Here is a 26,280-nt window from a genome sequence, read left to right as displayed (position 1 = left end):
GGTCCCGGCGCGCGAACTAGCAGGGGAGAGGCGTGGAGCTCGAAGCCCGTCTGAAGGCCCTGATGCTGCGCGGGCTCGACGGCGACGCGGCCGCATACCGCGAACTGCTGTCCCAGCTTTCCCGCATGCTCAGGGGCTATTTCGCCCGGCGGCTCCATGTCGAGGCCGAAGTGGAGGATCTGGTGCAGGACTGCCTGCTCGCCGTTCATACGCGCCGCGCCACCTACGACCGGGCCCAGCCGTTCACGGCCTGGGCGCACGCCGTGGCGCGCTACAAGCTGATCGACCACTATCGCCGCCAGCGGGTGCGCGTCCACGTGCCGGTCGAGGAGGCGGCCGAGCTGCTGTTCGCCGATCCGCGCGACGCGACGGCCGCGCCCGACCTCGCCCGCATGCTGGACGTCCTGCCCGAGCGCCAGCGCCGGCTGGTCATGGACGTCAAGATCGAGGGGCTGAGCCTGGCCGAGGCCGGGGCGCGGGGCGGCCTGTCGCCGGGGGCGGCCAAGGTCAGCCTGCACCGGGCCATGAAGCTGCTGACCGCGAGGGCGCGCGACCTTGAAGACTGACGACCTCATCGACCGCCTCAGCGCCGACCTGCCGCCGACCCCGTCGGCGGCCATCCCCGCGCGCCTGATCGCGGCGGCCGGCTTCGGGGCGCTGGCCGCCCTGGTCCTGGTGGTGGCCTGGCTGCGGGTGCGGCCCGACATCAGCGAAGCCGCCGCCGGGGCGTTCTTCTGGGTCAAGGCGGCCTACACCGCCGCGCTCGGCGTCGCCGGATTCCTGGCGATCGAGCGCCTGGCCCGGCCGGCCGGCTCGCCGCGGCGGGGGCTGGTCCTCGCCGTGCTGGCGGTGGCGGCCCTGGCCGCGCCGGCGGCCTGGCAGCTGTTCGCCGCCGAGGCCGCAGGGCGGGCGCAGATGTGGCTGGGCGGGTCCTGGACCGTCTGCCCGCGCAACATCCTCGTTCTGTCCCTGCCGATGCTGGCCCTGACCCTTTGGTTCGTGCGCGGTCTCGCGCCGACGCGGCTGGCCCTGGCCGGGGCGGCGGCCGGCCTGTTCTCCGGCGGCGTCGCCGCCACCGTCTACGGCCTGCACTGTCCCGAGCACACCGCCGCCTTCGTGGCCACCTGGTACACCCTGGGGGTGCTGCTGACCGTCGCCCTCGGCGCCCTGGCGGGCCCGCGCGTCCTGCGCTGGTGAACGGGCGCGGGGCTCAGCCGCCCGGCGGCTGGGACCGGGGCTGGCGGACCTCGCAGCTCGACCGCCGCCCGACGATGGAGCAGTGGTTGACCGGGCGGCCCGCCACGTCCCAGACCGTCACGCGCCAGCGGCGCTCGCCCGCCCGCTCCAGCGTCATGTAGCCGAAGCCGTCGACCCACGAGCTGAAATGCTCGATCACCGCGCCCGGCGCCGGAGCGGCGTCGGCGGGCGGCGTCTCGGGCAAGGGGACGGTGTCCTCCTGCGTGCCCGAGAAGCCGGCGATGAACTGGCTGGGATGGTCGCTGGAGAAGCTGACCTGCTCCCAGACATGGACATGGCCGGCCAGCAGCACGTCGACCTTGGGCGGCAGCAGGGGGCGACCGCCGGCGGCGAACACCGAGGCTATGCCCGGGGTTCCGCCGTGCAGCTTGACGCCGCCGTGCTTGTCCGCCGTCGCGGCGAGGCCGAGGATCGGCCTGTGGTCGGCGGCGAAGGTGAAGCGCGCCCGCCGCGACAGGGCGTCCAGCCGGGCGTAGGCGTGCTCGAACTGGGCGTAGCGGGGATCGTCCGGCAAGGTCGGCTTGGCGCCGGCGATGGCCAGGTCGGTGACCACCACCTGGGCTCCGCCGCCCAGCGGCACGGCGTAGGGCGCGGTGTAGTCGCCGGCCGCGTCCCGGGCGGGATCGACGCAGTCGTCGGCGGGGCGCAGCGGCCCCGGGGCGAGCAGCCGCCGCCAGCCCTGGCCGGCGCGGGCGCAGTTCTCGTGATTGCCGCGCACCACCACCCAGGGCGCGGCCGCCAGCAGCGGCGCGGCGGGCGCGAAGAAGTCGGCGCGCCAGGCGTCCCAGCCATAGCCCCAGGGCGAGCCGGCGCAGCCCGGCTGGTCGGCGGGGCAGGGGTTCTCGCGGTAGAGGTAGTCGCCGACATGGAGCACGAGGTCGGGCTTCCAGGCCGCGGCCCGGGCGGCGACGGCGGCGAACGGGTAGCGCGCCGGGTCGTTGCAGGCCTGGAAGGCGGCGTCGCTGGCCTTGATCCGGCAGCCGGTGTCGCCGATCACCACGATGCGGTCGATCCGCCGGGGCGGCAGGGGCAGCGGCCGGCCCTGGACGGCCGCGCGCCGCGCGCCGCGCGGTACGGCGGCCTCGCAGGTGAGCAGGGGGAAGACGGACGGCTTGGAATTCTCGGGCGTCGAGGCGGTGGGGCGCAGCGGCAGGGTCGCGGCCCTGGCGCGCACATGCATCGGACGCTTCCGGCCGTCGATCATGATCGAAGGGCAGGCGTCGGCGGCGACGACCAGCCGGGCCTGGGGCGTTCCGCCCGCGCCCAGCACGACATAGGCGGCGCCTTCGCCGGCGCTCTCGGCATGGGCGGAGGGCGCGGCGACGGCCAGCAGGGCCAGAGGCCACAGTCGGCGGAGCGTGCTGAGGGGACTGGGCATGGAGGCTCCTGGCGGGCGCGCCGCTTTCGGTCGAAGACGGTCTTCGCTGGCTATCCATTGTGGCGGCGAAGGCTCAAGTAAAGGATTGGCGTGGGTTTTATAACAGATTTGTGTCAATCTTCGGAAGTCTTTGGCCCGGGCGGGGAAGGGCCTTTCCAGTCGCGACGCTGAGGCGTCGCGCGGAAACATTGAGATTTCTCAATATATGGCGTAGTTGCCCTGAGAATTCCGGGCGGCGATAACTTCGCGCCTCCCATCATGATCGCGAGACGGCGATGACGGCGTACGAACCCGGGCGCGGCGCGGCGTCCAGCCAGCGGGTCCTGCTGATCGAGGACGAGGCGGAGACCACGGCCCACGTCTCGGAAAGCCTGAGGGAGGCCGGCTGGATCGTCGACGCCGCCGTCGACGGCGAAGACGGCCTGGAACGGGCCTCGCGCGGCGAACACGACGTCATCATCGTCGACCGCATGCTGCCCCGGCGCGACGGCCTGTCCCTGGTCGGGGAGCTGCGCGCCCGGCGGGTGCAGACGCCGGTGCTGTTCCTGACCGCCATGGGCTCGATCGCCGACCGCGTCGCTGGCCTGGAAGGCGGCGGCGACGACTATCTGGTCAAGCCGTTCTCGTCGGCGGAGCTGGCGGCGCGGGTCGGGGCGCTGGCCCGCCGCCCCGCCGCGCCGGCCTATGAGCGCACCAGCCTTCAGGTCGACGACCTGGAGGTCGACCGGCTGTCGCGCACGGTGACACGGGCCGGCCGCCGGATCGAGGTGTTGCCGCTGGAGTACAAGCTGCTCGAATTCCTCATGCTCAACGCCGGGCGGGTGGTGACGCGGGCCATGCTGCTAGAGAAGGTCTGGGGCTTCCATTTCGACCCGCGCACCAACATCGTCGAGACCCACATCAGCCGCCTGCGCGCCAAGATCGACCAGGACGGCGGCCCGCCGCTGATCGTCACGGTCCGCGGGGCCGGCTACGTGGTCGGCGCGGTCTGAGGCGCGGACGATGGCGCTGCTGCTTCCCGTCCTCGACGACGCCGGCCGCCGGCGCATCGACTTCGCCGCCGTCGTCCGCCGGCTGGCGGCGCTGAGGGCCTGGCTCGCCAGCCGCCTGGTGGCGCGCACCGGCGTGCGGCTGGCCCTGGTCCAGGCGGTGGCGGTGATCATCGCCTTCGCCGTCGCCGGCGGCGTCGCCCAGGTGGCGGTGCGCCTGATCGACCAGCGCGCGGTGCAGGAGCGGGTGCTGGGCGAGGCGGTGTCGCTGCAGGACGAGTTCGTCATCAAGGGCTCGGACCACCTGCCCTATACGGTCAACAAGCGCTCGCGCCTGTGGCGGGGCTTCGAGTACCGGCTGGTCGGCCCGGACGGGACCTTGCGCGCGGGCCGCCTGCCGCCGGTGCCGGCCGCCGAAGGCTGGTCCAAGGTCCGCGACCGCAACGCCGACGGCCGCAGCCGCGAGTTCCTGGTCTATTCCGAACCCCTGCCGGACGGCTCGCAGATGTCGGTGGGCCAGGACCTCGCCTCCGAGGCGCGCCAGCTCGCCGCCGTGCGCCGGACGCTGGCCCTGTGCGGCGTGCTCGGCGTCGCCCTCTGCCTGCTGGCGTCCTACGCCTTCGCGCGCGGGGTCTGGCGACGGGTGGCGGCGGTGGTCGCGGCCGCCCATCAGGTGTCGCTGGGCCGGCTCGACGTGCGGGTGGCGGTGCGGTCCGGCGCCCCGCGCGACGACGTCGACGAGCTGGGCGGCGCCTTCAACGTCATGCTTGAGGAGATCGGCGCGTTGGTCGGGCAGGTGCGGCAGGTCTCGACCGACATCGCCCACGACCTGCGCACGCCGCTGACCCGCGTGCGCCAGCGGCTCGACCGGCTGCGGCGCGCCTCGTCCGGGAATCCCGAGCTGCTGGCCTCGGTGGAGCGCATCGACGCCGATATCGAGGAAATCCTGCGCACCTTCGATTCCATGCTGCGTCTCGCCGAGATCGAGAACGGCCGCGGCATGGCCGGCCCGGTGGTCGCCGACCTCGCCGACATCGCCTCGCAGGTCGGCGAGGCCTACCGCCCCGACCTGGAGGCCGAGGGGCGGCGGTTCGACCTTCGCCTGTCGCCGGCGCCGGTGGCCGGCGACACCCAGTTGCTGGCCCAGGCCATCTCCAACCTGCTGGAGAACGTCATGCGCCATACGCCGGCGGGAACCCCGGTCCGCCTGACGGTGGAGGCGCGCGACGGTGCGGCGGCGCTGCGGGTCGAGGATGGCGGCGAGGGCATCGCGCCCAAGGATCACGACGTCGTCCTGCAACGTTTCCGGCGCCTCGACCCCAGCCGTTCGGGCCCCGGCTCGGGCCTCGGCCTGCCGATCATCGCCGCCATCGCCCGCCGCCATGGCGCGACCCTCGGCCTGGGCGACGCCGGGCCGGGCCTGCGGGTCGAACTCGTCTTCCCCGCTCCGCCCCGGGCCGCCTCGCCTCGCCCCGAAGGCGCCTGACCCGGCGTCTCCCCGAGGCCTGCCTCGTCGTCAAACTGTCGCGCCGCGCGGCTAGCTAGCCCTCGCGTCCCTGGGGGCGGCGCGGCGGGAGAGGCGAACTGCGGGTGGCGGAAGGCAGGCGATCCGGCGCGACGGCGCCATCCGACGCCGGCGGCCCGGGCCTGTTCGAGCGGGTCTATCTCCGTTACCGGCCGGCGCTGATCCAGTATTTCCGCAAGCGGGGCGCCTCGACCGCCGAGGCCGAGGAACTGGCCCAGGACGTGTTCGTCCGCATCCTGTCCAGCGCCGGCTTCGCCGCCGCCGACAACCCCGAGGCCTTCCTGTTCACCGTCGCCTCGAACGTGCTGCGCGACCGCCACCGCATGCTGAAGGTCAGGGCGGCCCTGCCGGCTCAGGACCTGATGGACGCCAGCGTCATCGACGCGCCGGTCGACCCGGAACGGGCGACGGCGGCGCGGCGGCGCAGCGCCCAGGTGGCGGCGGTCCTGCGCGGCCTCGATCCCGAGGTGCGCCGCGTCTTCCTGCTCAACCGCTTCGAGGGCTATTCCTACCGGCAGCTTTCCGCCCAGCTGGGCGTGACGGTCGCCGAGATCCGCCGCCGCATGGCCGTCGCCATCGAGGCTTTGCTGCGACTTCCCGATCCCGACGCCGACCCCGCGCACGATCGGGCTTCTGGAACGTCTTAATGAATATGCATGGGCAGGAAGCGTCGTGGCTGGCGCGTCTTCGTGAAGGTCCGTTGACCGCCGACGAGGCGAGGGCGTTCGAGCATTGGCTCGCGCAGGGCGACAACCGCGCCGCCTTCGAGCACGCGCGCGCCCTGGTCGACGACGCGCTGTCGGACATCGCCGACGACCCGCAGATCGTCGAGATGCGCGCCGCCGCCCTGGCCGGGCTGCGGCCCGGCGTCGCCCGGCGTCGCAGGGGCCCGGCGCGGCCGATGGTCGCCGCGGCGGCGGCGGTCGTCGTCGTCGCGGCCGTGTCGGCGGCGGCGGTGGTCGCCCCCTCGGCCGGGGCGCGCTTCCGCATCCAGACGGCGGTGGGACAGACCAGCACCGTGGGGCTGCCGGACGGCTCGACCGCCGAGGTCAACACCGACAGCGTGCTGGAGGTGGCCTACACGCCGCTCCGCCGCACGGTGCGGCTGGTCAAGGGCGAGGCGCACTTCACCGTCCGGCACGGCCTGTTGCGCCCCTTCACGGTGGCGGCGGGCGACCTCGACGTCCGCGACGTCGGCACGGCCTTCGACGTGCTCAGGCTCGACGAGGCCTCGTCGGTCACGGTCTCGCAGGGAGCGGTCGACGTGGCCGTGCGCGGCGGGCCGCCGCGCCGCCTGGTCCAGGGCGACAAGCTGACCCTGGCGCGCGACGCCGTCGGAGCGCGGTTCGCCCGGGCCGAGCTCGGGCGGGACCTCGCCTGGCGCAGCGGCCGCATCGACCTGGAGGACGCGCCGCTGGACGCGGCGGTGGCCGAGCTGGCGCGCTATTCGCGGGTGCGCATCGTCCTGGCCGATCCGGCCATGGGCCGCGCCCGCATCAGCGGCGTCTACGACCCTCGCGACCCGACCACCTTCGCCCGCGGCGTGGCGGCGGTGGAGGGTTGGCGCGCGGTGATCGCCGACCCGCTGCAGATCCGCCTGGAGCCGTGAAATTTTTATGACCCCGCGCACAGCCGCGAGCCCCGCCCGTCGAACCTGACGTGACCTTTCGGGGGATGGTTCCTATGCAAGTCAAACAGGCGCTCTGCGCATCGGCGGCGGTGATGTTGGTCATGGCGGGAGGCGCCGGCGCGATCGCCGCCGACCGTCCCGCCCAGGCCCAGGCGGCGGGCCGCCAGATGCGCCTCAGCCTGCCGCAGCAGGCGCTCGGCCAGTCGCTCAAGGACGTGGCGCGGCGCTTCGACCGCACCATCATCTTCCGGCCCGAACTGGTGCAGGGCCGCCAGGCGCCCCGGCTCGACGGCGCCTACACCGTCTCCCAGGCGCTCGACGCGGTGCTGGCCGGTTCGGGGCTGGCGGCGGACCTCAGCGATCCGCGCTCGATCCTGGTCTCGCCGGCCGCCAAGGCGGCCGAGGCCGCCGCCCGCCACGCCGCCGCCCGCGGGACGGCCGACGACGAGCAGGAGCTGGCCGAACTGGTGGTCACCGGCCGCCGCGACGCCGACCGCAAGGCGCTGGCCGCCAAGAAGCGGGCCGACAACTTCGTCGAGGCCCTCTACGCCGACGACGTCGGCAAGCTGCCCGACCAGAACGTCGCCGAGGCCGTGCGCCGTCTGCCCGGCGTCAGCGCCGCCAACGACCAGGGCGAGGGCCGCTACGTGCTGATCCGCGGCGTCGACCCCAACCTGGCCAACGTGACCATGAACGGCCAGACCGCCCCGGCGCCCGAACCGGCCGGCCGGCAGGTCAAGCTGGACGACGTGCCCTCGGCCCTGATCGGCTCGGTCAAGGTGGTCAAGACCCTGACCCCCGACCTCGACGCCAACGCCATCGCCGGCGAGGTGGAGATCAAGACCTTGTCGGCCTTCGACCGCCGCACGCCCTTCGTCAACGCCCGGGCGGCCTACGGCTACTACGACCTGAACGGCAAGAACCCCTATGAGGGCGACGTCACCGCCGGGACCCGTTTCGGCGGCCAGGACCAGTTCGGCGCCGTGCTGGCCCTGAACTATTCCAAGCGCCCGATCCAGTCGCAGAACGTCCAGGGCTCGTCGAACTGGGCGCCGGTCAACGGCCGGGTCGTCCCCGACGACTTTCGCCTGCGCGACTACAACCTGACCCGCGAACGCTCGGGCGTCGTCGCCAATCTCGACTGGCGGCCCTCGGACAGGACCAGCCTCTACCTGCGCGCGGTGTACGACACCTTCAGCGACAGCGAGGTGCGCGACCAGTTCCGCTTCGCGCTCCCGGTCAAGACCGCCTCGGCCTTCTCGAACCAGACCGCGACGACCGGCGCCTTCACCGGCGGCGTCGCCACCCGCTACGTCCGCAACCGCAAGGAGGAGGACGCCACCAGGAACCTGACCGTCGGCGGCCGCTTCGAGCTGCCGCGCGGCGAACTGAGCGCCGAGGCCGGCTACGCCAACGCCGTCAAGGAAGACCCGCGCCGCGACGAATGGCAGTTTTCGGGCCCCAAGGCCGGCTTCGCCGGGACCTACGACCTGGGCTCGACCCTGTTCCTGGTTTCGCCCGCCGACGCGGCCTACGACCCGTCCAAGTTCACCGCCAAGAGCATCAGCCACGCCCATCGCCGCGCCGAGGAGACGGTCTGGCAGGGCCGGGTCGACTACAGCCTGCCGCTGGCCGGCGTCGGCGAGCGCATGACGCTGAAGGTCGGGGCGAAGCTGCTCGACCGCCACAAGACCAACGACCAGGAATCGGCCACCTACAACTATTCCGGCTCGACCCTGACCCTGGCGGCCGCCTCGTTCCTGGGCGAGCCGTCGATCTACGGCGGGCGCTACCGCTTCGGCCCGCGCGTCGACACCGCCGCCGCCGAGGCGTTCTTCTCCGCCAACCCGTCGCAGTTCAAGCTGGACCCCAAGTCGATCGGCGACAGCCTGTCGTCGGACTACGACGTCTCCGAACGCATCTACGCGGCCTATGTCATGGCCGAGGCGCACGTCGGCCGCCTGACGGTGATCCCCGGCGTGCGGGTCGAGCGCACGGAAGGCGACTACAAGGCCAAGCTGGTCACCGCCGCCACCGCCGCCGACCCGGGGTTCAACCTGCGCGGCGAGCGCGACTACACCAACCTGTTTCCCGGCGTGAACCTGCGCTTCGACGTCAACGACCGGCTGGTGCTCCGCGCGGCGGCGACCACCGCCATCGGGCGGCCGAACTACGCCGACCTGGCCCCCTACGTGACGATCGACACGGCCGCCGGCACGGTGTCGATGGGCAATCCCGGCCTCAAGCCGCTGAAGGCCGCCAACCTCGACGCCGCCGTCGAATACTACCTGCCGTTCCAAGGCCTGCTTTCCGCCGGGGTGTTCTACAAGCGCATCGACGATCCGATCTACAGCCAGCAACGGATCGTCCAGAACGGCGTGTTCGCCGGCCAGACCCTGGCCCAGGCGGTGGTGACCAGCCCGACCAACGCCGACCACGCCGAGGTGATGGGGCTGGAGCTGAACGCCCAGGCGCAGCTCGGCTTCCTGCCCTCGCCGTTCGACGGCCTGGGGGTGTCGGCCAACATGACCTTCATCGACTCCAAGGCCACGGGCGTGCCGGGCCGCACGGACTCGGCGCCGCTGGCCAACACGTCGAAGCGGGTGGCCAGCGCCCAGCCTTTCTATGAAAAGTACGGCTTCAGCGCGCGGCTGGCCTATTCCTACCGCTCGCACTTCCTCGACACCATCGGAGCCAACCGCGACCTCGACGTCTACACCGCCGACTTCGGCCAGCTCGACGCCCAGGCCAGCTATGCGGTGACGTCGCGGCTGCAGGTGTTTGTCGAAGGCTCGAACCTCAACAACGAGCCATGGCGGCGCTGGATCGGCGATCAGCGCCGGCTGGTCGAGAACGAGCAGTACGGCTGGGCGCTGCGCGGCGGCGTGCAGCTGAAATTCTGAACCCAAGGGAGCGCGACATCATGACCGACACCCGAACCCCGTCCCGCCGGACGGTCCTGGCCGCCGCCGGCGGCCTGGCCGCGACGCCGCTGCTCGCCGGAGGGGCGCTCGCGGCCGCGCCCGGCGCCGGCGAGGCGCTGACCTTCCTGGCCGTCGGCGACTGGGGCCGCGACGGGGCCGAGCACCAGCGCGACGTGGCCGCGCGGATGGGCGAGGCCGCCGCCGCCGTCGGCGCGCGTTTCACGGCGTCGGTGGGCGACAACTTCTACGACGACGGCGTGCGCTCGGTCGACGACCCGCAGTGGAAGACCAGCTTCGAAGACATCTACACCGCCCCGTCGCTGCAGGCGCCGTGGTTCGTCGCCCTGGGCAACCACGACTATCGCGGCGAGCCGCAGGCCCAGCTCGACTACGCCCGCGTCAGCCCGCGCTGGAAGATGCCGGCCCGCTACTACAAGGTCGCCGGAGCCGAGGTCGGCGCGCCCTTCGTCGACCTGTTCTTCATCGACACCTCGCCCCTGGTGCAGAGCTACCGCAGCAAGGTCGAGACCAACATCAAGCGCAACGTCCTGGCCCAGGACCCGGCGGCGCAGCTGGCCTGGCTCGACGCCGAGCTGGCCCGCTCGTCGGCGCCGTGGAAGCTGGTCTTCGGCCACCACACGGTGTTCTCGGGCGGCTCCGGCCACGGCGACACCGCCGAGCTGAAGGCCCAGCTCAAGCCGATCCTCGAGCGGCGCGGCGTCCAGGCCTATGTCTGCGGCCACGACCACGACCTGCAGCACATCCAGCGCGACGGCGTCGACTACATCTGCACCGGGGCCGGCTCGGAGGTGCGCCCGGTGAAGGCGGTGCAGGGCACGCGCTTCTGCCTGTCGCGCTCGGGCTTCTCGGTCTATCGCCTGACCCCGGAGGCGCTGGAGGTCGAGTTCCGCGACCATCTCGGCGCGAGCGTCTACAAGGCCGCCATCCCCGTCCGGGCCGGGGCGCGGGCCGCCTGATCCTCAGGCGGCGGCGCGGCTTTCGTGGATGTCGGCGGCGACCGACCGCAGCGCCCGCATCAGGGCGCTGCGGCGGCGCTCGCGCAGGCAGACCAGATAGCCGTGCAGGTGGAACTCCCGACCGGCGGTCTCCAGCTGCCGATAGGCGATCCGGCTGTCGGGCGGGCATTCCGACGAGAAGAACACGCTGACCCCAAGGCCGAGGGCGACGCCCTCGCGGATGGTCTCGCGGGTCTGCAACTCCAGGCAGGCCGCCGGCTCGACGCCGGCCGCGTCCAGGGCCTGTTCGGTGAAGGCCCGGGTCTTGGAGCTGACCTCGCGCTGCAACAGGGTTTCGGCCGACAGCGCCGCGATCGGCACGGTCTCGTGGGCGCTGAGGGGGTGGGCCAGCGGCAGGGCGACCCACAGCTTATCCTCGTACAGCGGGTCATAGGTGAACATGCCGTCGCCCGGCGGGTCGCTGGCGATGGCGGCGTCGATCTGGGCCTCGGCCAGCCAGCGGATCACGTCGCGGGCGTTGCCCATCCGCACCTGGATCGCGATCTGCGGATTGCGCTTGCGGAAGCGGTCGACGACCCGGGCGGCGTAGGGCGGCGAATCCGAGCCCAGCCGCAGCGAGCCGCCGCTGAGGCCCGCCGCCTCGCCCAGCATCTCGTCGACCTCGGAGGCGGCGGCGAACAGCCGCTCGGTCAGGGCGAGCAGGTCGCGGCCGGCCAGCGACAGGGTCAGCGGCGACTTGCGGCTTTCGAACAGCTGGACGCCGTGGCGCGCCTCCAGGGCCTTGAGCTGCTGCGACAGGGTCGGCTGGGCGACGTTGAGCCGGCGGGCGGCCCGGGTGACGCTGCCTTCGAGGGCGATGGCGTGGAAAGCGCGCAGGTGCTGGTAGTTGGCGGCCATGTCGGCCGTCCTTTCTAAGGCCGGCCTGTGACGCGGCGATGACGTCGGCCCATAGGCGGCGCCTATGACCCCCATACAAGCAAAGGCTTGGCCTTGGCGCCCCGGCCTGGACGAAGAAGCCGCCGACGGACGGCGGGGATCGTCCGCGAAACCGGATGCATGGGGATAAAGATGAAACCCGAACTGCGGGGGCTTTTGTGCTGCGGGGCGGCCGCGGCGGCGCTGGCCGCGGCGATGTCGGCGGGGACGGCCCGGGCCGCGGACGCGGCGGCCAGCGACGCCCAGACCGTCGACGAGATCGTCGTCACCTCGGCCTCGGTGGCCCGGGGCAACGCCATCGTCACCCATGACGCGGTCGCCGCCCAGGGCGCGGCGATGAACGTCGTCAACGCCATCCGCGACGTGGCGGGCGTTTCCATCCGCGGCTCCGACGCCTTCAACGCCGACCCGTGGACCTACGGGATCAACATCCGCGGCTTCGACGTCAACCTGCGCTCGTCCAAGATCGGCCAGACCATCGACGACATGCCGGCCTACAACGCCTCGTACTATCTGGGCGGCGCGCCGGCGCAGAAGTACCTGATGTCCGAGATCGTCGACCGCATCCAGGTCGACCAGGGCACCACCGGCGTCTCGTCGGCCTCGGCCTCGGCCCTGGGCGGCACCATCGCCTACGTCACCCGCCAGCCCAAGGAGACGGCCGGGGGCCTGGTCTCGATCAGCGCCGGCGACAACGACATGCGCCGCTACGCCGGCGTCTACGACACCGGCCGCATCCTGGGCGGCACCACCCGCGCCTATGTCGGCGGGGCCCGCTTCACCGCCTGCCGCTGGGTCTACGGCTGCAGCGACGGCAGCGGCGCCGACGAGTGGCACGCCGAGGCCAAGTTCGTCACCGAGCTGGGCAAGCTGACGGTCACCGGCCGGCTGTCCTACGACGAAGCGGTCGACGACCCGCTGATCGAGGCGCCGCGCGCCCTGCTGGATTCGACCAATGTCGGCGACGGCTCGTCCATCGCCTGGACCGGCGTGCCGGCGGGCGTCGACGAAAACTGGGCGCACGCCTGGTCGGCGCACCGCGACAACACCTTCGGCTACCTGAAGTTCGCCTACAAGTTCAGCGACCGCGTCAGCGTCGAGGTCTCGCCCTACTGGCACCACCAGAAGGGCCAGGGCGACTGGGCGCCGCCGTACCAGCAGATCGCCCTCGATCCGACCCTGACCCGCACCATCGCCGGCGGCACCGCGCCGGGGGCGATGCGCAAGAAGGCCTATTACGACTGGGTCGATCCGACCGGCCGCCAGCGCCCGGTGGTCAAGGGCCTGGACTACACCGACATCGACGGGACCCAGGTCCGCGCCGCCTTCTGCTACAACGGCGACGGCTCGGTGAACGCGGCCTGCGTTCCCGCCCAGACCTACCGCACCAGCATCTACGGCCACGACCGCTACGGCTTCACTTCCAAGGCCAGCTTCGACCTCGGGATCAACAAGGTCGAGGCGGGCGTCTGGTACGAGCGGCTCGACCGCGACTTCGGCCGCGCCTGGCGCCAGATCATCGACGTCCGCAAGGGGCCGGCCTACTACACCGGCCCGCAGCTGCTGGACTTCATGCAGCACTTCACCACCGACCAGTGGAAGGTGTACGCCCAGGACACCGTCAATCTCGGCGCCCTGACGGTCACCGCCGGCGTCCAGAAATACATGATCGACATCACCGGCGAGACCGAGGGCTGGGACGCCTACGGCAAGTCGGTCTCGCCGCTGCGCACCGGCCTCAACGCCGACTCCGATCCGCTGTTCAGCCTGGGCGGCGTCTACAGCCTCGACAACGGCGTCCAGGTGTTCGGCGGCGTGTCGCAGAACTACGGCGCGGTCGGCGACTGGGCTCTGGAGAAGACCCAGACCGACACCTCCAAGCTCAAGTCCTCGGTGGCGACGGACTACGAGATCGGCGTGCGCTATCGCGACCGCCGTCTCGCCGCGCAGCTGACCGCCTATTACATCAACTACGAGCACGCGATCACGTTCTACTCGGCCGACTTCATCACCGGCGGGCCGGGCGGCAGCTCGGGCGGCATCAACTACACGGCCGGCACCTCGGGCGCCTACGCCAACACCGGCAAGGGCATCGCCTCCAAGGGCGTCGAGGCCAGCGCCAGCTACGCGGCGACGCCGAACCTCGACCTGTCGGCGGCCCTGACCTTCAACAGCTCGACCTACCAGCAGACCTTCCTGGGCGGCACGGCCAACGCCGGCACCGACCTGGCGGTGGCCAAGGGCAACGACGTGCCCGGCGCCCCCACCACGCTGGTCTCGCTGGGCGCGGACTATCACCGCGACAACTTCCGCATCGGCGTGCGCGGCAAGTACACCGGCAAGACGGCCGGCGACGCGCCCAACACGCCCAAGCTCTACATGCCCGCCTACACGGTGGTCGATCTGAACGCCGGCTATCGCCTGCCCCTGGACGGCGGCCGCTACGCGGATCTCCAGCTCAATGTCACCAATCTGTTCGACGAGCAGTATATCGGCGGCATGCTGGACGAGTTCACGCAGCTCTACACCCGCGGCGCGCCGCGCACCGTCTCGGCGACCCTGAGCGTCAGCTTCTAGGTCGCCGCCATCGGCCGCGCGGCGTCCCCTCGACCGCGCGGCCGATCCCGTCCCGCAACTGCTGAACGCCGGCCGTCGCCGGATCGAACCAAAGGGATCGTCCCTTGTCGGAAGAGTTTTTCGATCTCGCCGTGATCGGCGCCGGGATCGTCGGCCTGGCCCACGCCCTGGCGGCGGCGCGGCTGGGCAAGCGCGTCGTCGTCCTTGACCGCGACGCCCAGGCCAACGGCGCCTCGGTGCGCAACTTCGGCTTCATCACCGTCACCGGCCAGGAGCGCGGTCCGGTGTGGAGCCGCGCCCGCCGTTCGCGCGACGTCTGGGCCGAGATCGCCGGCCCGGCCGGGATCGCCATCGAGCAGCGCGGCCTGGCCATGGTCGCCCGCCGGACCGAGGCCCGCGCCGTGCTGGAGGCCTTCGCCGAGACCGAGATGGCCGAAGGCTGCGTGTGGCTGGACGCGGCGGCGGCGGCCGAGCGTCTTGGCCCGGTCCGTCCGGCCGAGCTGGAGGGGGCGCTGTTCAGCGACGTCGACCTGCGGGTGGAATCGCGCACCGCCGTGCCCCGGCTCGCCGGCTGGCTGGAGGCCGTCCATGGCGTGGCCATCCGGCGCGGCGTCGCCGTGCATGCAGTCGAGACCGGCCGTGTCGAGACCTCGCAGGGCGTCGTGCGCGCCGAGGCCGTCGTGGTCTGCCCCGGCGACGACCTGACCACCCTGTTCCCCGCCGAGATGGCCGACGCCAGCCTGACCCGCTGCAAGCTGCAGATGATGCGCCTGGCCGCGCCGGGATGGCGTCTGCCGGCGGCGGTGATGTCCGACCTCAGCCTCGTTCGCTATCTGGGCTACGCCGCCCTGCCGCCCGCCGCCGCCCTCCGCACCCGGCTGGAGGCCGAGCAGGGGGCCTGGCTGGCCGAGGGCGTCCACCTGATCGTGGTGCAGAGCGCCGACGGCAGCCTGGTGGTCGGCGACAGCCATCACTACGCCGCCACGCCCGACCCCTTCGCTTCCGAGGCGGTGGAACGGCTGATCCTCGACGAATTCGCCGCGACGTTCGGCTGTGCGCCGCCGCCGGTGATCGAGCGGTGGACCGGCACCTACGCCTCGGCCGCCGGCCACAACCTGGTGCGCGCCCCCGCCGAGGGCGTGCGGCTGGTCACCGTCACCAGCGGCACCGGCGCCTCGACCGCCTTCGGGCTGGCCGAGGAGGTGGTCGGCGATCTCTATGGCGTGCGGATGGGAGAAGCGGCGTGAGCGAAGCGATCAAGGCCGTGGTGCTCGACTGGGCGGGCACCGTCATCGACCACGGCTGCCGCGCGCCCGTGGTCGCCCTGCTGCGGGTGTTCCAGGACGCCGGCGTCGCCGTCACCGAGGCCGAGGCCCGCGTCGACATGGGCAAGGCCAAGCGCGACCATATCCGCGCCCTCCTGGCCGTCCCCCGCGTGGCCGAGGCCTGGCGCGCGGCGCGCGGGGCCGAGCCTGGCGAGGCCGACGTCTCCGCCCTGCACGACGCGGTCGAGCCGATGATGCGCGCCTCCGCCCGCGACTGCGCCGCGCTGATTCCCGGCGCGGCGGCGCTGGCGGCCGAACTGCGGGCCAGGGGCGTCAAGCTGGGCTCCACCACCGGCTACACCCGGCCGATGATGACCGACATCCTGCCGGCGGCGGCGGCTCAGGGCTATGCGCCCGACGTCGTGGTCTGCGCCGGCGAGACCGCCGAGGGGCGCCCTTCGCCGCTGATGATGTGGAAGGCGCTGGTCGAGCTGGGCGCCTGGCCGGCCTCGGCCTGCGTCAAGGTCGACGACGCGCCGGTCGGCATCGGCGAGGGCCGCGCCGCCGGGGCCTGGACCGTCGGGGTCGCCGCGTCCGGCAACGGGGTCGGGCTGGACCTCGACGCGCTCACGGCGCTGGAGCCGGCCGAGCGGGCGGCCCTGGTCGATGCGGCGACGGCCCAGCTGCGGGCGGCCGGCGCCGACTATGTGGTGGCCAGCGTCGCCGAGCTTGGGCCGGTGCTGGCGGCGATCTCCCGCCGCATCGCCGCCGGCGAGACGCCGGGCGCCGGGGACGCGGCGTGACCGTCGCCGAAGCCTCGATCGCGGGCGGCGGCCGGCGCGAGGGCGCCGTCACGCGCTGGCTGCGGACCGCGCCGCCCTTCGTCTTCGCCCTGTACGGCGGCCTGGCCGGGTTCGGCGCCTATTTCTCGATGTACGCCTTCCGCAAGCCCTTCGCGGCGGCGGCCTACGCCGGGGTGGCGGGCTGGCCGTTCGCCATCGACTTCAAGATCGCCCTGGTCATCGCCCAGGTCGCCGGCTACGCCCTGTCCAAGATCATCGGCGTCAAGGTGGTGTCGGAGACCCGGCCCCAGCACCGGGCCCTGGCCATCCTGCTGCTGATCGGCCTGTCCGAGGCGGCCCTGGCCGCCTTCGCCGTGCTGCCGTCGACCCTGGCGGTGGCGACGCTGTTCGCCAACGGCCTCTGCCTGGGCATGATCTGGGGGCTGGTGTTCGGCTTCTTCGAGGGGCGGCGGCTGTCCGAGGTGCTGGGCGCCATGCTCTGCGCCAGCTTCATCGTGGCTTCGGGCGTGGTGAAGTCGGCCGGCAAGACCCTGCTGCTGCACGGCTGGGTCAGCGAGGCCTGGATGCCGGCGGCGACCGGCCTGCTGTTCACGCCGCTGCTGCTGATCTCGACCCTGGCCCTGGCCCAGCTGCCGCCGCCCGACGCGGCGGACGAGGCGGCCCGCGCCCGCCGCGCGCCGATGGGGGCCCGCCAGCGGATGGACCTGTTCCGCCGCTACGCGCCTGGCCTGATCGCGCTGGTGGCGGTCTACGTCTTCCTGACCGCGCTGCGCGACTTCCGCGACAACTTCGCCGCCGAGATCTGGGCCGAGCTGGGCTTCTCCAGCGAGGCCGGCATGTTCACCTGGTCCGAGCTGCCGGTGGCGGCGGTGGTGCTCAGCGCCATGGCCGTGCTGATGCGCGTGCGCGACAACGGCCGGGCCTTCGGCTGGAACCTGACCTTCGTCGCTGGCGGCCTTGCGCTGGTCGGGGCCGCGACCCTGGCCTGGCGGCTGGGCGCGCTGGGGCCGATCGGCTGGATGATCGCCCTGGGGGCGGGGCTCTACATGGCCTACACGCCCTTCAACGGCCTGCTGTTCGACCGGCTGATCGCGGCCAGCGGGTCGGTGGGCACCGCCGGCTTCCTGATCTATGTCGCCGACGCCAGCGGCTATGTCGGCAGCGTCGGCCTGCTGCTGCTGCGCAACTTCGGCCGCCTGGACCTGGAATGGAGCCGGTTCCTCGGCCTCGCCGCCTACGCCACCTGCCTGATCGGCCTGGTGGCGACCGGCCTGGCCGCCGTCTACTTCCACAGGCGCGGCGCGCTGCGGAGCGGCTGACCGCGACCGGCGGCCGAGCGGCGTCCGAACCTCGCTTCCAGGGCGCGGACGCCGCCGTCCGTCAGACCGGGGCGGGCTTGCGCCGTCCCAGCCCCAGCATCACCCGGGCGATCGCCGGCAGCACCAGCAGGGTCAGGGCCGTCGCGCCGATCAGGCCGCCGATGACCACGACGGCCAGGGGCTTTTGCACCTCCGCCCCCGTGCCGCTGGCCAGCGCCATGGGCACGAAGCCGGCGGCCGGCACGAGGCCGGTCATGATCACCGGCCGCACCCGCTCATAGGCGCCCTCGACGATGGCGGCGGCGAGGTCGGCGCCGTCCTCGAGCCGCTTGCCGATGCTGCTCATCACCACCAGGCCGTTGAGCACCGCCACCCCCGACAGGCAGATGAAGCCCACCGCCGCCGAGACCGAGAAGGCGATGCCGGTCAGGGCCAGGGCGAACACCCCGCCCGCCAGGCACAGGGGAGCCGTGGCGAACACCGCCGCCGAACGCCGCACGCCGCCCAGGGCCAGGAACAGCAGGGCGAAGATGGCGGCGAAGCAGATCGGCGTGACCAGGGCGAGACGGTTCCCCGCCGCCTTGAGGTTCTCGAACTGCCCGCCCCATTCCAGCCAGGAGCCGGACGGCAGGGCCAGGGCCTCGACCTTGGGACGGGCTTCGGCGACGAACGAGCCGACGTCGCGGCCGCGCACGTTGGCCTGGATCACCACCCGCCGCTTGCCGTTCTCGCGGCTGATCTGGTTCAGCCCCTCGGCGAAGCGGAACTGCGCCACCTGGCTGAGCGGGATCGAAGCGCGAGGGCGGCCCTCGACCTCGGGCAGCATCACCGGCAGGGCGGCCAGGGCGTCCAGGTCGTCGCGCGCCGCCTGGGCGGTGCGCACCATCACCGGGAAGCGGCGGTCGCCCTCGAACACCAGGCCGGCCTCGCGTCCGCCCATGGCGGCGGCCACCGTGTCGGCCACCTCCTCGACGGTCAGGCCGAAACGGGCGATGGCGGCCCGATCCAGCCGCACGTCCAGGGTCGGCGAGCCGCCGGTCTGCTCGACGCGGACGTCGGCCGCGCCGCGCGTGGCCTGGAGGGCGGCGGCGATCCGCTCCGCCGCCGCCGTCATGCGGTCGAGGTCGTCGCCATAGAGCTTGATGGCCACGTCGCCCCGCACCCCGGCGATCAGCTCGTTGAAGCGCAGCTGGATCGGTTGGCTCAGCTCGTACCCCTGGCCGATCTCGGCGCCGGCCCGGGCCTCGACGCGCTTGACGACCTCGGCCTTGCTCCTGGCCTCCTTCGGCCATTCCGACTTCGGCTTGAGGATCACGAAGCCGTCGGACAGGTTGGCGGGCATCGGGTCGGTGGCCACCTCGGCCGTGCCGGTCTTCGAGAACATCATCGCCACCTCGGGCAGCGACGATATGCCGGCCTCCAGCCGCTTCTGCATGGCCAGGGACTGCTCCAGCGAGGTCGAGGGGATGCGCTGCGAGGCCAGGGCCAGGTTCTTCTCATCGAGCTGGGGGATGAACTCGCGGCCGAGCAGCGAGAACACCGCCGCCGCCGCCAGGAACACGCCGACGCCCGCGCCGATGAACGGCCAGGGCCGCGCCACCGCCCGCTCCAGCAGCGGGCGATAGGCGGTCTTGAAGCGCTCGATCAGCCACACCTCCTTCTCGGCGATCTCGCCCCGGATCAGCAGGGCGACCATGGCCGGCACGAAGGTCAGCGACAGCGCGAAGGCCGCGCCCAGAGCCAGCATCAGGGCGATGGCCATCGGCGAGAACGTCTTGCCCTCGACGCCGGTGAAGGTCAGCAGCGGCGCGAACACCAGGAAGATGATCGCCTGTCCGTACACGGTGGGCCTGATCATCTCCTGCGCCGCCCGGGTGGTCTCCTCCAGCCGTTCGCGCAGGTCGAGGAGGCGGCCCTCCGCATGCTGACGTTCGGCCAGCCGGCGCAGGCAGTTCTCGATCAGGATCACCGCCCCGTCGACGATGAGGCCGAAGTCGAGGGCGCCCAGGCTCATCAGGTTGCCCGAAACGCCCAGGCCGTTCATGCCGATGGCCATCATCAGGAACGAGAAGGGGATGACCAGAACGGCGATCAGCGCCGCCCGGACGTTGCCGAGCAGCAGGAACAGCGCCGCCGCCGTCAGCAGGGCGCCTTCGGCCAGGTTCCGCTGCACGGTGGCCACCGTGGCGTTGACCAGCTTGGAGCGGTCGAGGGTGGGGATGACCTTGATCCCCGGCGGCAGCGACTTCTCCACCACCCCCAGCCGCTCGCCCGCCGCCTTGGCCACGGTGCGGCTGTTCTCGCCGATCAGCATCAGCACGGTGCCGACCACCACCTCGCGGCCGTTCAGGCTGGCCGCCCCGGTGCGCAGGTCGCCGCCCAGCCGCACGGCGGCCACATCCTTGACCGCCACCGGCGCGCCGCCGCGCACGGCGATGATGGCGTCGGCGATGTCGACGGCGTTGCGGATGCGGGCGTCGGCCCGCACCAGGAAGGCTTCGCCGCCCCGGTCGAGGAAGTTGGCGCCCACCGACAGGTTGGCCGCCTCCAGCGCCTTGGCCAGTTCCGAGTAGGAGACGCCGTAGGCCCGCAGCTTCACCGGATCGGGCTCGACCACGTACTGTTTCTCGAAGCCGCCGATGGAATCGACGCCGGCGACCCCGGCCACCGTGCGAAGCTGCGGCCGGATGATCCAGTCCTGCACGGTGCGCAGATAGGCCGCCCGCGCCACGTCGTCGGTCAGGCGCTCGCCCTCGGGGGTCAGGAAGGCGCCGTCCGGCTGCCAGCCGGGCCGGCCGTCGCGGATCTGGCCGGCGGTCCTGGGCGCGAAGTCGACCGCGTACATGAACACCTCGCCCAGCCCGGTGGTCACCGGGCCGATGCGAGGCTGCACCCCGTCCGGCAGGGTGTCGCGGGCCTGGGCCAGCCGCTCGCTGACCTGCTGGCGGGCGAAGTAGAGGTCGGTCCGGTCCTTGAACACGGCGGTGACCTGCGAGAACCCGTTGCGCGACAGCGAGCGGGTGGTCTCCAGGCCGGGAATGCCGGCCAGGGCGGTCTCGATGGGGAAGGTCACCCGCTTCTCGATCTCGACCGGGGACAGGCTGGGATCGGTGGTGTTGATCTGCACCTGCTTGTTGGTGATGTCGGGCACGGCGTCGATGGGCAGCCGGCTGAGCTGCCACGCCCCGAAAGCGCCGATCAGCAGGACGACGACGGCGACGGTCCAGCGGGCGCGGACCGACAGGGCCATGAGCTTGGCGATCATGGTCAGTTCTCCTCGCCCTTGCCGAGTTCGGCCTTGAGCAGGAAGGCGTTGCGCACCGCGATCGCCTGTCCGGGCGCGAGCCCGGAGACGATCTCGACCCGCCCGGCGCTGCGCGCGCCCAGGGTCACTGGGCGGACCCGGAAGCCCTCGGGCGTGCGCACGAAGGCCACGTCGCGGCCCCGCACGGTCTGGATAGCCTCCTCGGGCGCCGTCAGGCGGGCCGAGGCGGCGGCCTTGGTGCGGATGCGCACGCGCACCGCCTGTCCGGGACGCAGGGCCTCGCCCGGCGCGTCGAGCAGGGCGGTCGCGGCGCGGGTCTGGGCGTCGAAGGCCGGGGTGAGCGAGCGCACCCGGGTCTCGACCAGGCGGCCGTCGGCGGTTTCGACGACGGCGAGGTCGCCCGGCGCCACCCGGGGGGCGTCGGCGGCGCTGAGGGCCGCCTCGATCTGGATCAATCGGGGGTCGGCGACGCGGAACAGCTCGGTGTCCGGCTGGACATAGGTGCCCAGGCTGGCGGCGGCTGCCGTGACGCGTCCGGCGATGGGGCTGGTCACCGCGACGCCGCGGCCGCTGGCGGTGACGCCGGCGACGGCTGCTGCTGCGGCGGCGCGGCGGGCCTCGGCCCCGGCGGCGGCGGCTTCGGCCTCGGCCTGCTCAAGGTCCATGCGCGGCGAGATCCGCTGCTCGAACAGCCGCCGCTCGCGGGCCAGGTTGCGCTGGGCCAGGGTGGCCCGGGCCGAGGCGGCGCTGCGGTCGGCGGCGATCTGGGCGGCGTCCCGGCTTTCAATGATCGCCAGGACCTCGCCGGCCCGGACGGGGTCGCCCAGGCGCTTGCCGATGCGGACCACGGCGCCGGCGCTGCGGGCGGTGAGGATCGCCGCGCCGTCGGGCGGCGACGTCGCCGTGCCCTGGGCGGTGACCTCGGCGGCCAGGCCGCCCGGAGCCAGGGCCTCGACGACGACGCCGGCCGCGCGGGCGGCCTCCTCGGTCATCGACAGGGCGTCGGGCGCGCGCTCGGCGGTCGTCGGGGCGGCCTCGGCCGGCGTGGACGGGGACGCCCCCAGCTTGGCGAGGCCGAAGCCCAAGGCGGCGGCGGCCGTCAGGGCGGCCGCTGCGGCGCCGGCGACGAGCAGGCGGGATCGGGTCATGGCTGGTCTCCGAAGGGAACGAGGCCCTGAAGGCGGGCCAGGGCGGCCTCGGCGGCGAGGCGCTCCTGCTGGGCGGCGAGCAGTTCGGTGCGGGCGTCGGTCAGGGCGCGTCGGGCGGCGATGACCTCGACGAGGGCGGTCTTGCCGGCCTCATAGCCCAGGCGGGTGAGGCGGTAGGCCTCCTCGGCGGTGCGTTCGGCCTGGCGGCCGGCGGTCATCCGCGCCTGGGCGGTGTCGGCCCTGGCCAGGGCCGAGGCGGCGTCGGCCTGGGCGTCGAGGCGGGCGGCGTCCAGGCGGGCGTCGGCGGCGCGCAAGGCGGCGCGGGCCGCCGAGACCGCGCCCTGGTTGCGGTCGAAGATCGGCAGCGGCGCGGAGACCCCGGCGACTAGGGCGGCGGCCCCGTCGCCTTCGACGCGCCGCACGCCGACCGACAGGGCCACGTCGGGCGCGGCGCGGGTCCGCTCGACATTGACCCGCCGGGCGGCGGCCTCGCGGGCCGCCTCGGCCGCCCGGTAGGCGGGGGCGGCCAGCGGATCGATCGCCGGCGGTCCCTCGACGCGGTCGGCATGGTCGAGCAGGCCGTGGGCGATGGCGGTGATCGGCGCGGCCGAACCCGACAGGGCGGTCAGGCGGGCGAAGGCGGTCGTGCGTTCGGCCTGGGCCTGGTCGCGGGCGGCGCGGGCGGCGGCTCCCGCCGTTTCGGCCTGCAGGCCGCGAAGCTCGGCCTCCTTGCCGGCGGCCACCAGGGCGCGGGCGATGCGCAGGTCGTCCTGGGCCAGGCCCAGGTTCTCGGTCGCCAGCTTCAGGCGCCGTTCGGCCGCCTCGGCGCGGGCGTAGGCGTCGGCCAGGTCGAAGGCGAAGTCGGCCCGCGCCTGGGCGGCCCGCGAGCGGGCGGCGTCGAGCTCGGCGCGGCCGGCGGCGACCCGGGCCTGACGCTTGCCGCCGGTCTCGACCGGCTGGGTGAACGACAGGGTGGTCTCGGCCGCGCCCAGGCCCTTGAGCGGGCCGGAGCCGGCGAAGTTTTCGACCTGCAGGGCGACGGACGGGTTCGGCCGCAGGGCGGCCTGGCGGGCCAGGCCGTCGGCCTGATCGACGTCGGCGCGGCCTTCGGCCAGGCGGGGCGCGGCGCTTTCGGCGCGCTTCAGCAGTTCGGCGTATGGCGGCGCCGGTTCGGCCAGGGCGGGGGCGGCGCACAGCGCCGCCGCGATCGCGCCGGCCGCGGCCGCGCGAAGCGGCCGTCGGTTCGATGACATGGAATTCCTCGCTGTTTGACGAACGGAGCGCGCGATGGCGCGGCGTCGTCAGGCGCGGGGAGGTCGCTCGGGGCCGGCCAGGACGATCGAGGCCAGCGCGCGGTCGGCGGGATAGGGCTGGCGGGCGTCCGCCGAGGCGACGGCGTGGGCGGCCGCGAAGGGCGCGGCCAGCAGCGGCCCGGCGTGGTGGCAATGGCCGTGCACGCAGATCCCCGCCTCGGCGGGATGGGATTTGGGATCGCCCGGCGCGGCGACGTCGGCCTTGTCGGGCGCATAGGCCGCCTCGACGGCCGGGGCGTCGGCCTGGCAGACCACGGCGTCGGCGACGGGGCCGACGGCGAACAGCGCGAGCAGGCAGGCGGCCGCGAGGCCGCCGATGCTGCGCCACCATTTCGCCAGCCGGGTCATGCCGGCCCTATAACCCGAACGGCCGGCGGCGGGAACGCGTTATAAAATCACGGTTCGCGGCGACGAGGGCCTATCGCGACAGGCTCCTCAGATAGGCGATGACGTCGGCGCGCTGTCGCGGGTCCTTCAGCTTGGCGCTCATGCGGGCGCCTGGCGCGAAGGCGCGGGGATCGGCCAGCCAGGCGTCGAGGCTGCGGGCGTCCCAGACGCCGTCCAGCCGTTTCAGCGCCTCGGAATAGGCGTAGCCCGCCGCCTGGGCCGGCCGGCGGCCGAACACGCCGCGATGGCTCGGCCCATAGCCGTTGACGTCCACCGCGTGACAGCCGGAGCACCGCGACCGGTAGACCGCCGCCCCGGCCGCAGGGTCGCCGCCGCCGGCTTCCTGGGCCAAGGTGGTCCCGCCCGAGAGGACGGCGGCGAAGGCGACGGCGACGGCCAGGCGGGCCTTCATCGCACGCCCTCCGGCGAGGCGCGGCGCGCGGCGGCGATGAACAGGCCGGTCGCGATTGTCGCGGCTGCGGCGCGGACGTGGTTCCACGCCGTCCAGTCATGCAGATAGTCCGACCATCGCGCCGCGCTGGCCGGCGCGTGCGGGTCCAGCGCGGCCAGGGCGTCGTTCATCGGCACGTTGCAGGCCATGGTCGTCCCGATCACGGCCAGGACGTAGATCAGCCCGCCCGCCCAGATCACGACGCCGCGCCGGCCGGCGCGCCAGGGCGTGGCGACGGTCATCGGGGCCAGGACCAGCAGGGCCGGGCCCATCAGGGCGATCATGAACAGGGGCGTCACCGCCGTCACATTGATCGCCTGCATGGCGGCGACGCCCTCGGGCGGCGGCAACCGGGCCAGCCCCGCCATGACGAAGGTCGAGAAGGCGAAGAACACGCCGGCGGAAAGACCGGCGCCCAGGGCGCAGGCCCAGAGCGCGAGGCGGGTCAGGGCGCGGCCAGCGGCGGAAAGGGGGCGGGCCATGGCGGTCACGCCCAGGCGCCGGCGGCGGCGGCGCGGCGGGCATAGTTCGCGAAGCGGGTCGGGGGGCGGCCCAGCGCGCGCTGGACGCCGTCGGTCAGGCTGGCGTTGCGCCCGTCGAGCACCTTGCCGAACAGCTCGACCAGCACCTCGGCCAGTTCGGCCGGGGCGCCCTGGGCGACCATCCCCTCGCTGAACGCCGCCGGCGACACCGAGCGGAAGCGGACCGGCCGGCCCGCCGCCTCGGCGATGACCGCCGTCGCCTCGGCGAAGGTCAGCAGTTCCGGGCCGGTGATGTCGTAGGTGCGGCCCTCGTGACCGTCCCGGGTCAGGGCGGCGGCGGCGATCTCGGCGATGTCGTCGGCGTCGATGAACGGCTCGGGCGCGCCGTCGACCGGCAGCAGCACTTCGCCGGCCATCACCGCGTCGCGCAGGAAGCTCTCGCTGAAGTTCTGGGCGAACCAGCTCGACCGCAGCACGGTCCAGGCCGCGCCGGTCTCGCGCAGCAGCCGCTCGGCGCGCAGCGCCTCCTCTTCGCCCCGGCCGGACAGCAGCACCAGCCGCCGCACGCCCTGGCGGACCGCCAGCTCGGCGAAGGCGGCGACGGCTTCGGGCCCGCCAGGGGCGGCCAGGTCCGGCGCGTAGGCGATGTAGGCGGCGCGGGCGCCGTCGAGGACGGCCGCCCAGCCGGACGGGGCGTTCCAGTCGAACGGCGGGGCCCCGGCGCGCGAGCCGATGCGGACCGGCTCTCCGGCCTCGGCCAGCCGCGCGGCCACTCGCCGGCCGGTCTTGCCGGCGCCGCCCAGCACCAGGATCGGCGCCGCGGCGGGGCGGTCTTGCGGGGTCTGGGTCATGGTCGCCTCCTAAAGGTGAGAAGTGCTCACTTTTTAAAGTGATAAATCCTCATCTTTTTTCTGGCAAGCCCAAACTGCGCGGCTAAGATGGCGGCATGAAACAGAGCGCGCCCACCGTCCCCGCACCGCTTGAAGGGGCGACGCCGCCCGGCCGCGCGCCGGTGCAGCAGCGCAGCCGCGAGCGCCTGGAGCTGCTGGCGGGGGTGGCGGCCGCGCTGATCGCCGAGCGGGGCAGCGACGCCATGCGGATGAGCGACGTGGCCCAGCGGGCGGGGGTGTCGATCGGCTCGCTCTACCAATATTTTCCCGACAAGGCGGCGATCCTGCGGACCCTGGCCGAGCGCTACAACGCCGAGGGGCGGGCCTGCATCGAGGCCGAGCTGGCCGGCGCGCAGGACCTGCCCGGACTGCGCGAGGCTTTCGGGCGGCTGATCGACACCTACTACGCCCTGTTCCTGGCCGAGCCGGTCATCCGCGACATCTGGTCGGGGGCGCAGAGCATCAAGGGGCTGCGCGAACTGGAGCTCGAGAACAGCCGGGCCAACGCCGAGCTGCTGGCGGCGGCCATGGCGCGCGTGCGCCCGGACGCGTCCCGCGCCGAGCTGGCGCTGTCGGCCTTCCTGGTGATGGACCTCGGCGAGGCGGCCATGCGGCTGGCCATATCGGTCGACCGGGCCGAGGGCGACGCCCTGGTCGAGGCCTACAAGCGCATGGCCCTGCGCGAGATCGCGCCGGCCTGACGCGGACCGCTCAGGCCCGCAGCGAAGCGACGAACCGGTGAAGATCGCCGCGCATTCCTGCTC

The 26,280-nt window shown here is 73.3% G+C and carries 22 protein-coding genes; 13 read left to right on the top strand and 9 right to left on the bottom strand.

What is annotated here, in order from left to right:
• Window positions 1-32: 32 nt before the first annotated feature.
• Together C5708_RS09295 and C5708_RS09290 are read left to right on the top strand one after the other, a co-directional pair.
• Window positions 33-566, top strand: coding sequence for a sigma-70 family RNA polymerase sigma factor (locus C5708_RS09295; RefSeq protein ID WP_347567009.1), 534 nt, complete (start codon window positions 33-35; stop codon window positions 564-566).
• Window positions 556-1,197: an NrsF family protein gene (locus tag C5708_RS09290; protein WP_242920295.1), complete on the top strand. Its 642-nt coding sequence runs from the start codon at window positions 556-558 to the stop codon at window positions 1,195-1,197. The genes C5708_RS09295 and C5708_RS09290 overlap by 11 nt, the downstream gene beginning before the upstream one ends.
• A 13-nt stretch (window positions 1,198-1,210) precedes the next feature.
• Here C5708_RS09290 and C5708_RS09285 read toward each other — a convergent pair whose 3' ends face one another.
• A complete protein-coding gene (locus tag C5708_RS09285; protein ID WP_242920293.1) occupies window positions 1,211-2,635 on the bottom strand; it encodes a metallophosphoesterase in 1,425 nt (474 codons plus the stop codon).
• A gap of 275 nt (window positions 2,636-2,910) precedes the next feature.
• On the opposite strand from C5708_RS09285, the gene C5708_RS09280 reads away from it, so the two are divergent.
• From C5708_RS09280 to C5708_RS09255, 6 genes are all read left to right on the top strand, one after another.
• Window positions 2,911-3,627 carry a response regulator transcription factor gene (locus C5708_RS09280; RefSeq protein ID WP_242920292.1) on the top strand — a complete coding sequence of 239 codons (717 nt, stop codon included), beginning with the start codon at window positions 2,911-2,913 and terminating at the stop codon, window positions 3,625-3,627.
• A gap of 10 nt (window positions 3,628-3,637) precedes the next feature.
• Window positions 3,638-5,110, top strand: a complete 1,473-nt coding sequence (locus tag C5708_RS09275; protein WP_242920290.1) for a HAMP domain-containing sensor histidine kinase — start codon at window positions 3,638-3,640, stop codon at window positions 5,108-5,110.
• Window positions 5,111-5,214: 104 nt separating this feature from the next.
• Window positions 5,215-5,796, top strand: a complete 582-nt coding sequence (locus C5708_RS09270; protein ID WP_242920288.1) for a sigma-70 family RNA polymerase sigma factor — start codon at window positions 5,215-5,217, stop codon at window positions 5,794-5,796.
• Window positions 5,796-6,758: a FecR domain-containing protein gene (locus C5708_RS09265; protein ID WP_347567008.1), complete on the top strand. Its 963-nt coding sequence runs from the start codon at window positions 5,796-5,798 to the stop codon at window positions 6,756-6,758. The genes C5708_RS09270 and C5708_RS09265 overlap by 1 nt, the downstream gene beginning before the upstream one ends.
• 74 nt (window positions 6,759-6,832) lie before the next feature.
• Entirely contained in the window at window positions 6,833-9,682 is a 2,850-nt protein-coding gene (locus C5708_RS09260; protein WP_242920284.1) for a TonB-dependent receptor, read from the top strand.
• 20 nt (window positions 9,683-9,702) lie between these two features.
• Entirely contained in the window at window positions 9,703-10,680 is a 978-nt protein-coding gene (locus C5708_RS09255) for a tartrate-resistant acid phosphatase type 5 family protein (RefSeq protein ID WP_242920282.1), read from the top strand.
• Between the two features lie 3 nt (window positions 10,681-10,683).
• Here the strand turns inward: C5708_RS09255 and C5708_RS09250 are convergent, their stop codons facing one another.
• On the bottom strand, window positions 10,684-11,577 hold the full coding sequence (locus tag C5708_RS09250) for a LysR substrate-binding domain-containing protein (RefSeq protein WP_242920280.1): 894 nt from the start codon (window positions 11,575-11,577) through the stop codon (window positions 10,684-10,686).
• Between the two features lie 171 nt (window positions 11,578-11,748).
• Here C5708_RS09250 and C5708_RS09245 point away from each other — a divergent pair, with 171 nt between their 5' ends.
• The 4 genes from C5708_RS09245 to C5708_RS09230 all read left to right on the top strand — a co-directional run bounded on the left by C5708_RS09245 (window position 11,749) and on the right by C5708_RS09230 (window position 17,580).
• Window positions 11,749-14,193, top strand: coding sequence for a TonB-dependent receptor (locus C5708_RS09245; RefSeq protein ID WP_242920278.1), 2,445 nt, complete (start codon window positions 11,749-11,751; stop codon window positions 14,191-14,193).
• 104 nt (window positions 14,194-14,297) lie between these two features.
• Window positions 14,298-15,440, top strand: a complete 1,143-nt coding sequence (locus tag C5708_RS09240) for a TIGR03364 family FAD-dependent oxidoreductase (RefSeq protein ID WP_242920276.1) — start codon at window positions 14,298-14,300, stop codon at window positions 15,438-15,440.
• The gene (gene phnX / locus C5708_RS09235) at window positions 15,437-16,261 is read left to right on the top strand and encodes a phosphonoacetaldehyde hydrolase (RefSeq protein ID WP_242920274.1); all 825 of its coding nucleotides are present in this window, start codon (window positions 15,437-15,439) and stop codon (window positions 16,259-16,261) included. The genes C5708_RS09240 and phnX overlap by 4 nt, the downstream gene beginning before the upstream one ends.
• Entirely contained in the window at window positions 16,258-17,580 is a 1,323-nt protein-coding gene (locus tag C5708_RS09230) for a DUF5690 family protein (RefSeq protein WP_242920272.1), read from the top strand. The genes phnX and C5708_RS09230 overlap by 4 nt, the downstream gene beginning before the upstream one ends.
• 61 nt (window positions 17,581-17,641) lie before the next feature.
• On the opposite strand, the gene C5708_RS09225 is transcribed toward C5708_RS09230, so the two are convergent.
• The 7 genes from C5708_RS09225 to C5708_RS09195 all read right to left on the bottom strand — a co-directional run bounded on the left by C5708_RS09225 (window position 17,642) and on the right by C5708_RS09195 (window position 25,477).
• Window positions 17,642-20,845, bottom strand: a complete 3,204-nt coding sequence (locus C5708_RS09225) for a CusA/CzcA family heavy metal efflux RND transporter (protein ID WP_242920270.1) — start codon at window positions 20,843-20,845, stop codon at window positions 17,642-17,644.
• Between the two features lie 2 nt (window positions 20,846-20,847).
• On the bottom strand, window positions 20,848-21,993 hold the full coding sequence (locus tag C5708_RS09220; protein WP_242920269.1) for an efflux RND transporter periplasmic adaptor subunit: 1,146 nt from the start codon (window positions 21,991-21,993) through the stop codon (window positions 20,848-20,850).
• Window positions 21,990-23,246: a TolC family protein gene (locus C5708_RS09215; protein ID WP_242920261.1), complete on the bottom strand. Its 1,257-nt coding sequence runs from the start codon at window positions 23,244-23,246 to the stop codon at window positions 21,990-21,992. Before C5708_RS09215 ends, C5708_RS09220 begins: the two co-directional genes overlap by 4 nt.
• Window positions 23,247-23,294: 48 nt before the next feature.
• Complete coding sequence (locus tag C5708_RS09210) at window positions 23,295-23,654, bottom strand: hypothetical protein (RefSeq protein ID WP_242920259.1); 360 nt, start codon at window positions 23,652-23,654, stop codon at window positions 23,295-23,297.
• A gap of 70 nt (window positions 23,655-23,724) precedes the next feature.
• Window positions 23,725-24,105 (bottom strand): c-type cytochrome, encoded by a 381-nt coding sequence (locus C5708_RS09205; RefSeq protein ID WP_242920257.1) that lies wholly within the window; start codon window positions 24,103-24,105, stop codon window positions 23,725-23,727.
• On the bottom strand, window positions 24,102-24,626 hold the full coding sequence (locus C5708_RS09200; RefSeq protein WP_242920255.1) for an anthrone oxygenase family protein: 525 nt from the start codon (window positions 24,624-24,626) through the stop codon (window positions 24,102-24,104). Before C5708_RS09200 ends, C5708_RS09205 begins: the two co-directional genes overlap by 4 nt.
• Window positions 24,627-24,631: 5 nt before the next feature.
• On the bottom strand, window positions 24,632-25,477 hold the full coding sequence (locus C5708_RS09195; RefSeq protein WP_242920253.1) for a hypothetical protein: 846 nt from the start codon (window positions 25,475-25,477) through the stop codon (window positions 24,632-24,634).
• A 95-nt stretch (window positions 25,478-25,572) separates the two neighbouring features.
• On the opposite strand from C5708_RS09195, the gene C5708_RS09190 reads away from it, so the two are divergent.
• Complete coding sequence (locus tag C5708_RS09190; protein WP_242920251.1) at window positions 25,573-26,217, top strand: TetR/AcrR family transcriptional regulator; 645 nt, start codon at window positions 25,573-25,575, stop codon at window positions 26,215-26,217.
• Window positions 26,218-26,280: the final 63 nt, after the last annotated feature.

Origin of the sequence: Caulobacter sp. CCUG 60055 (assembly GCF_022750545.1) — a bacterium.
Taxonomy (GTDB): Bacteria; Pseudomonadota; Alphaproteobacteria; order Caulobacterales; family Caulobacteraceae; genus PUIC01.
This window is presented reverse-complemented; position numbering and strand designations above follow the sequence as displayed.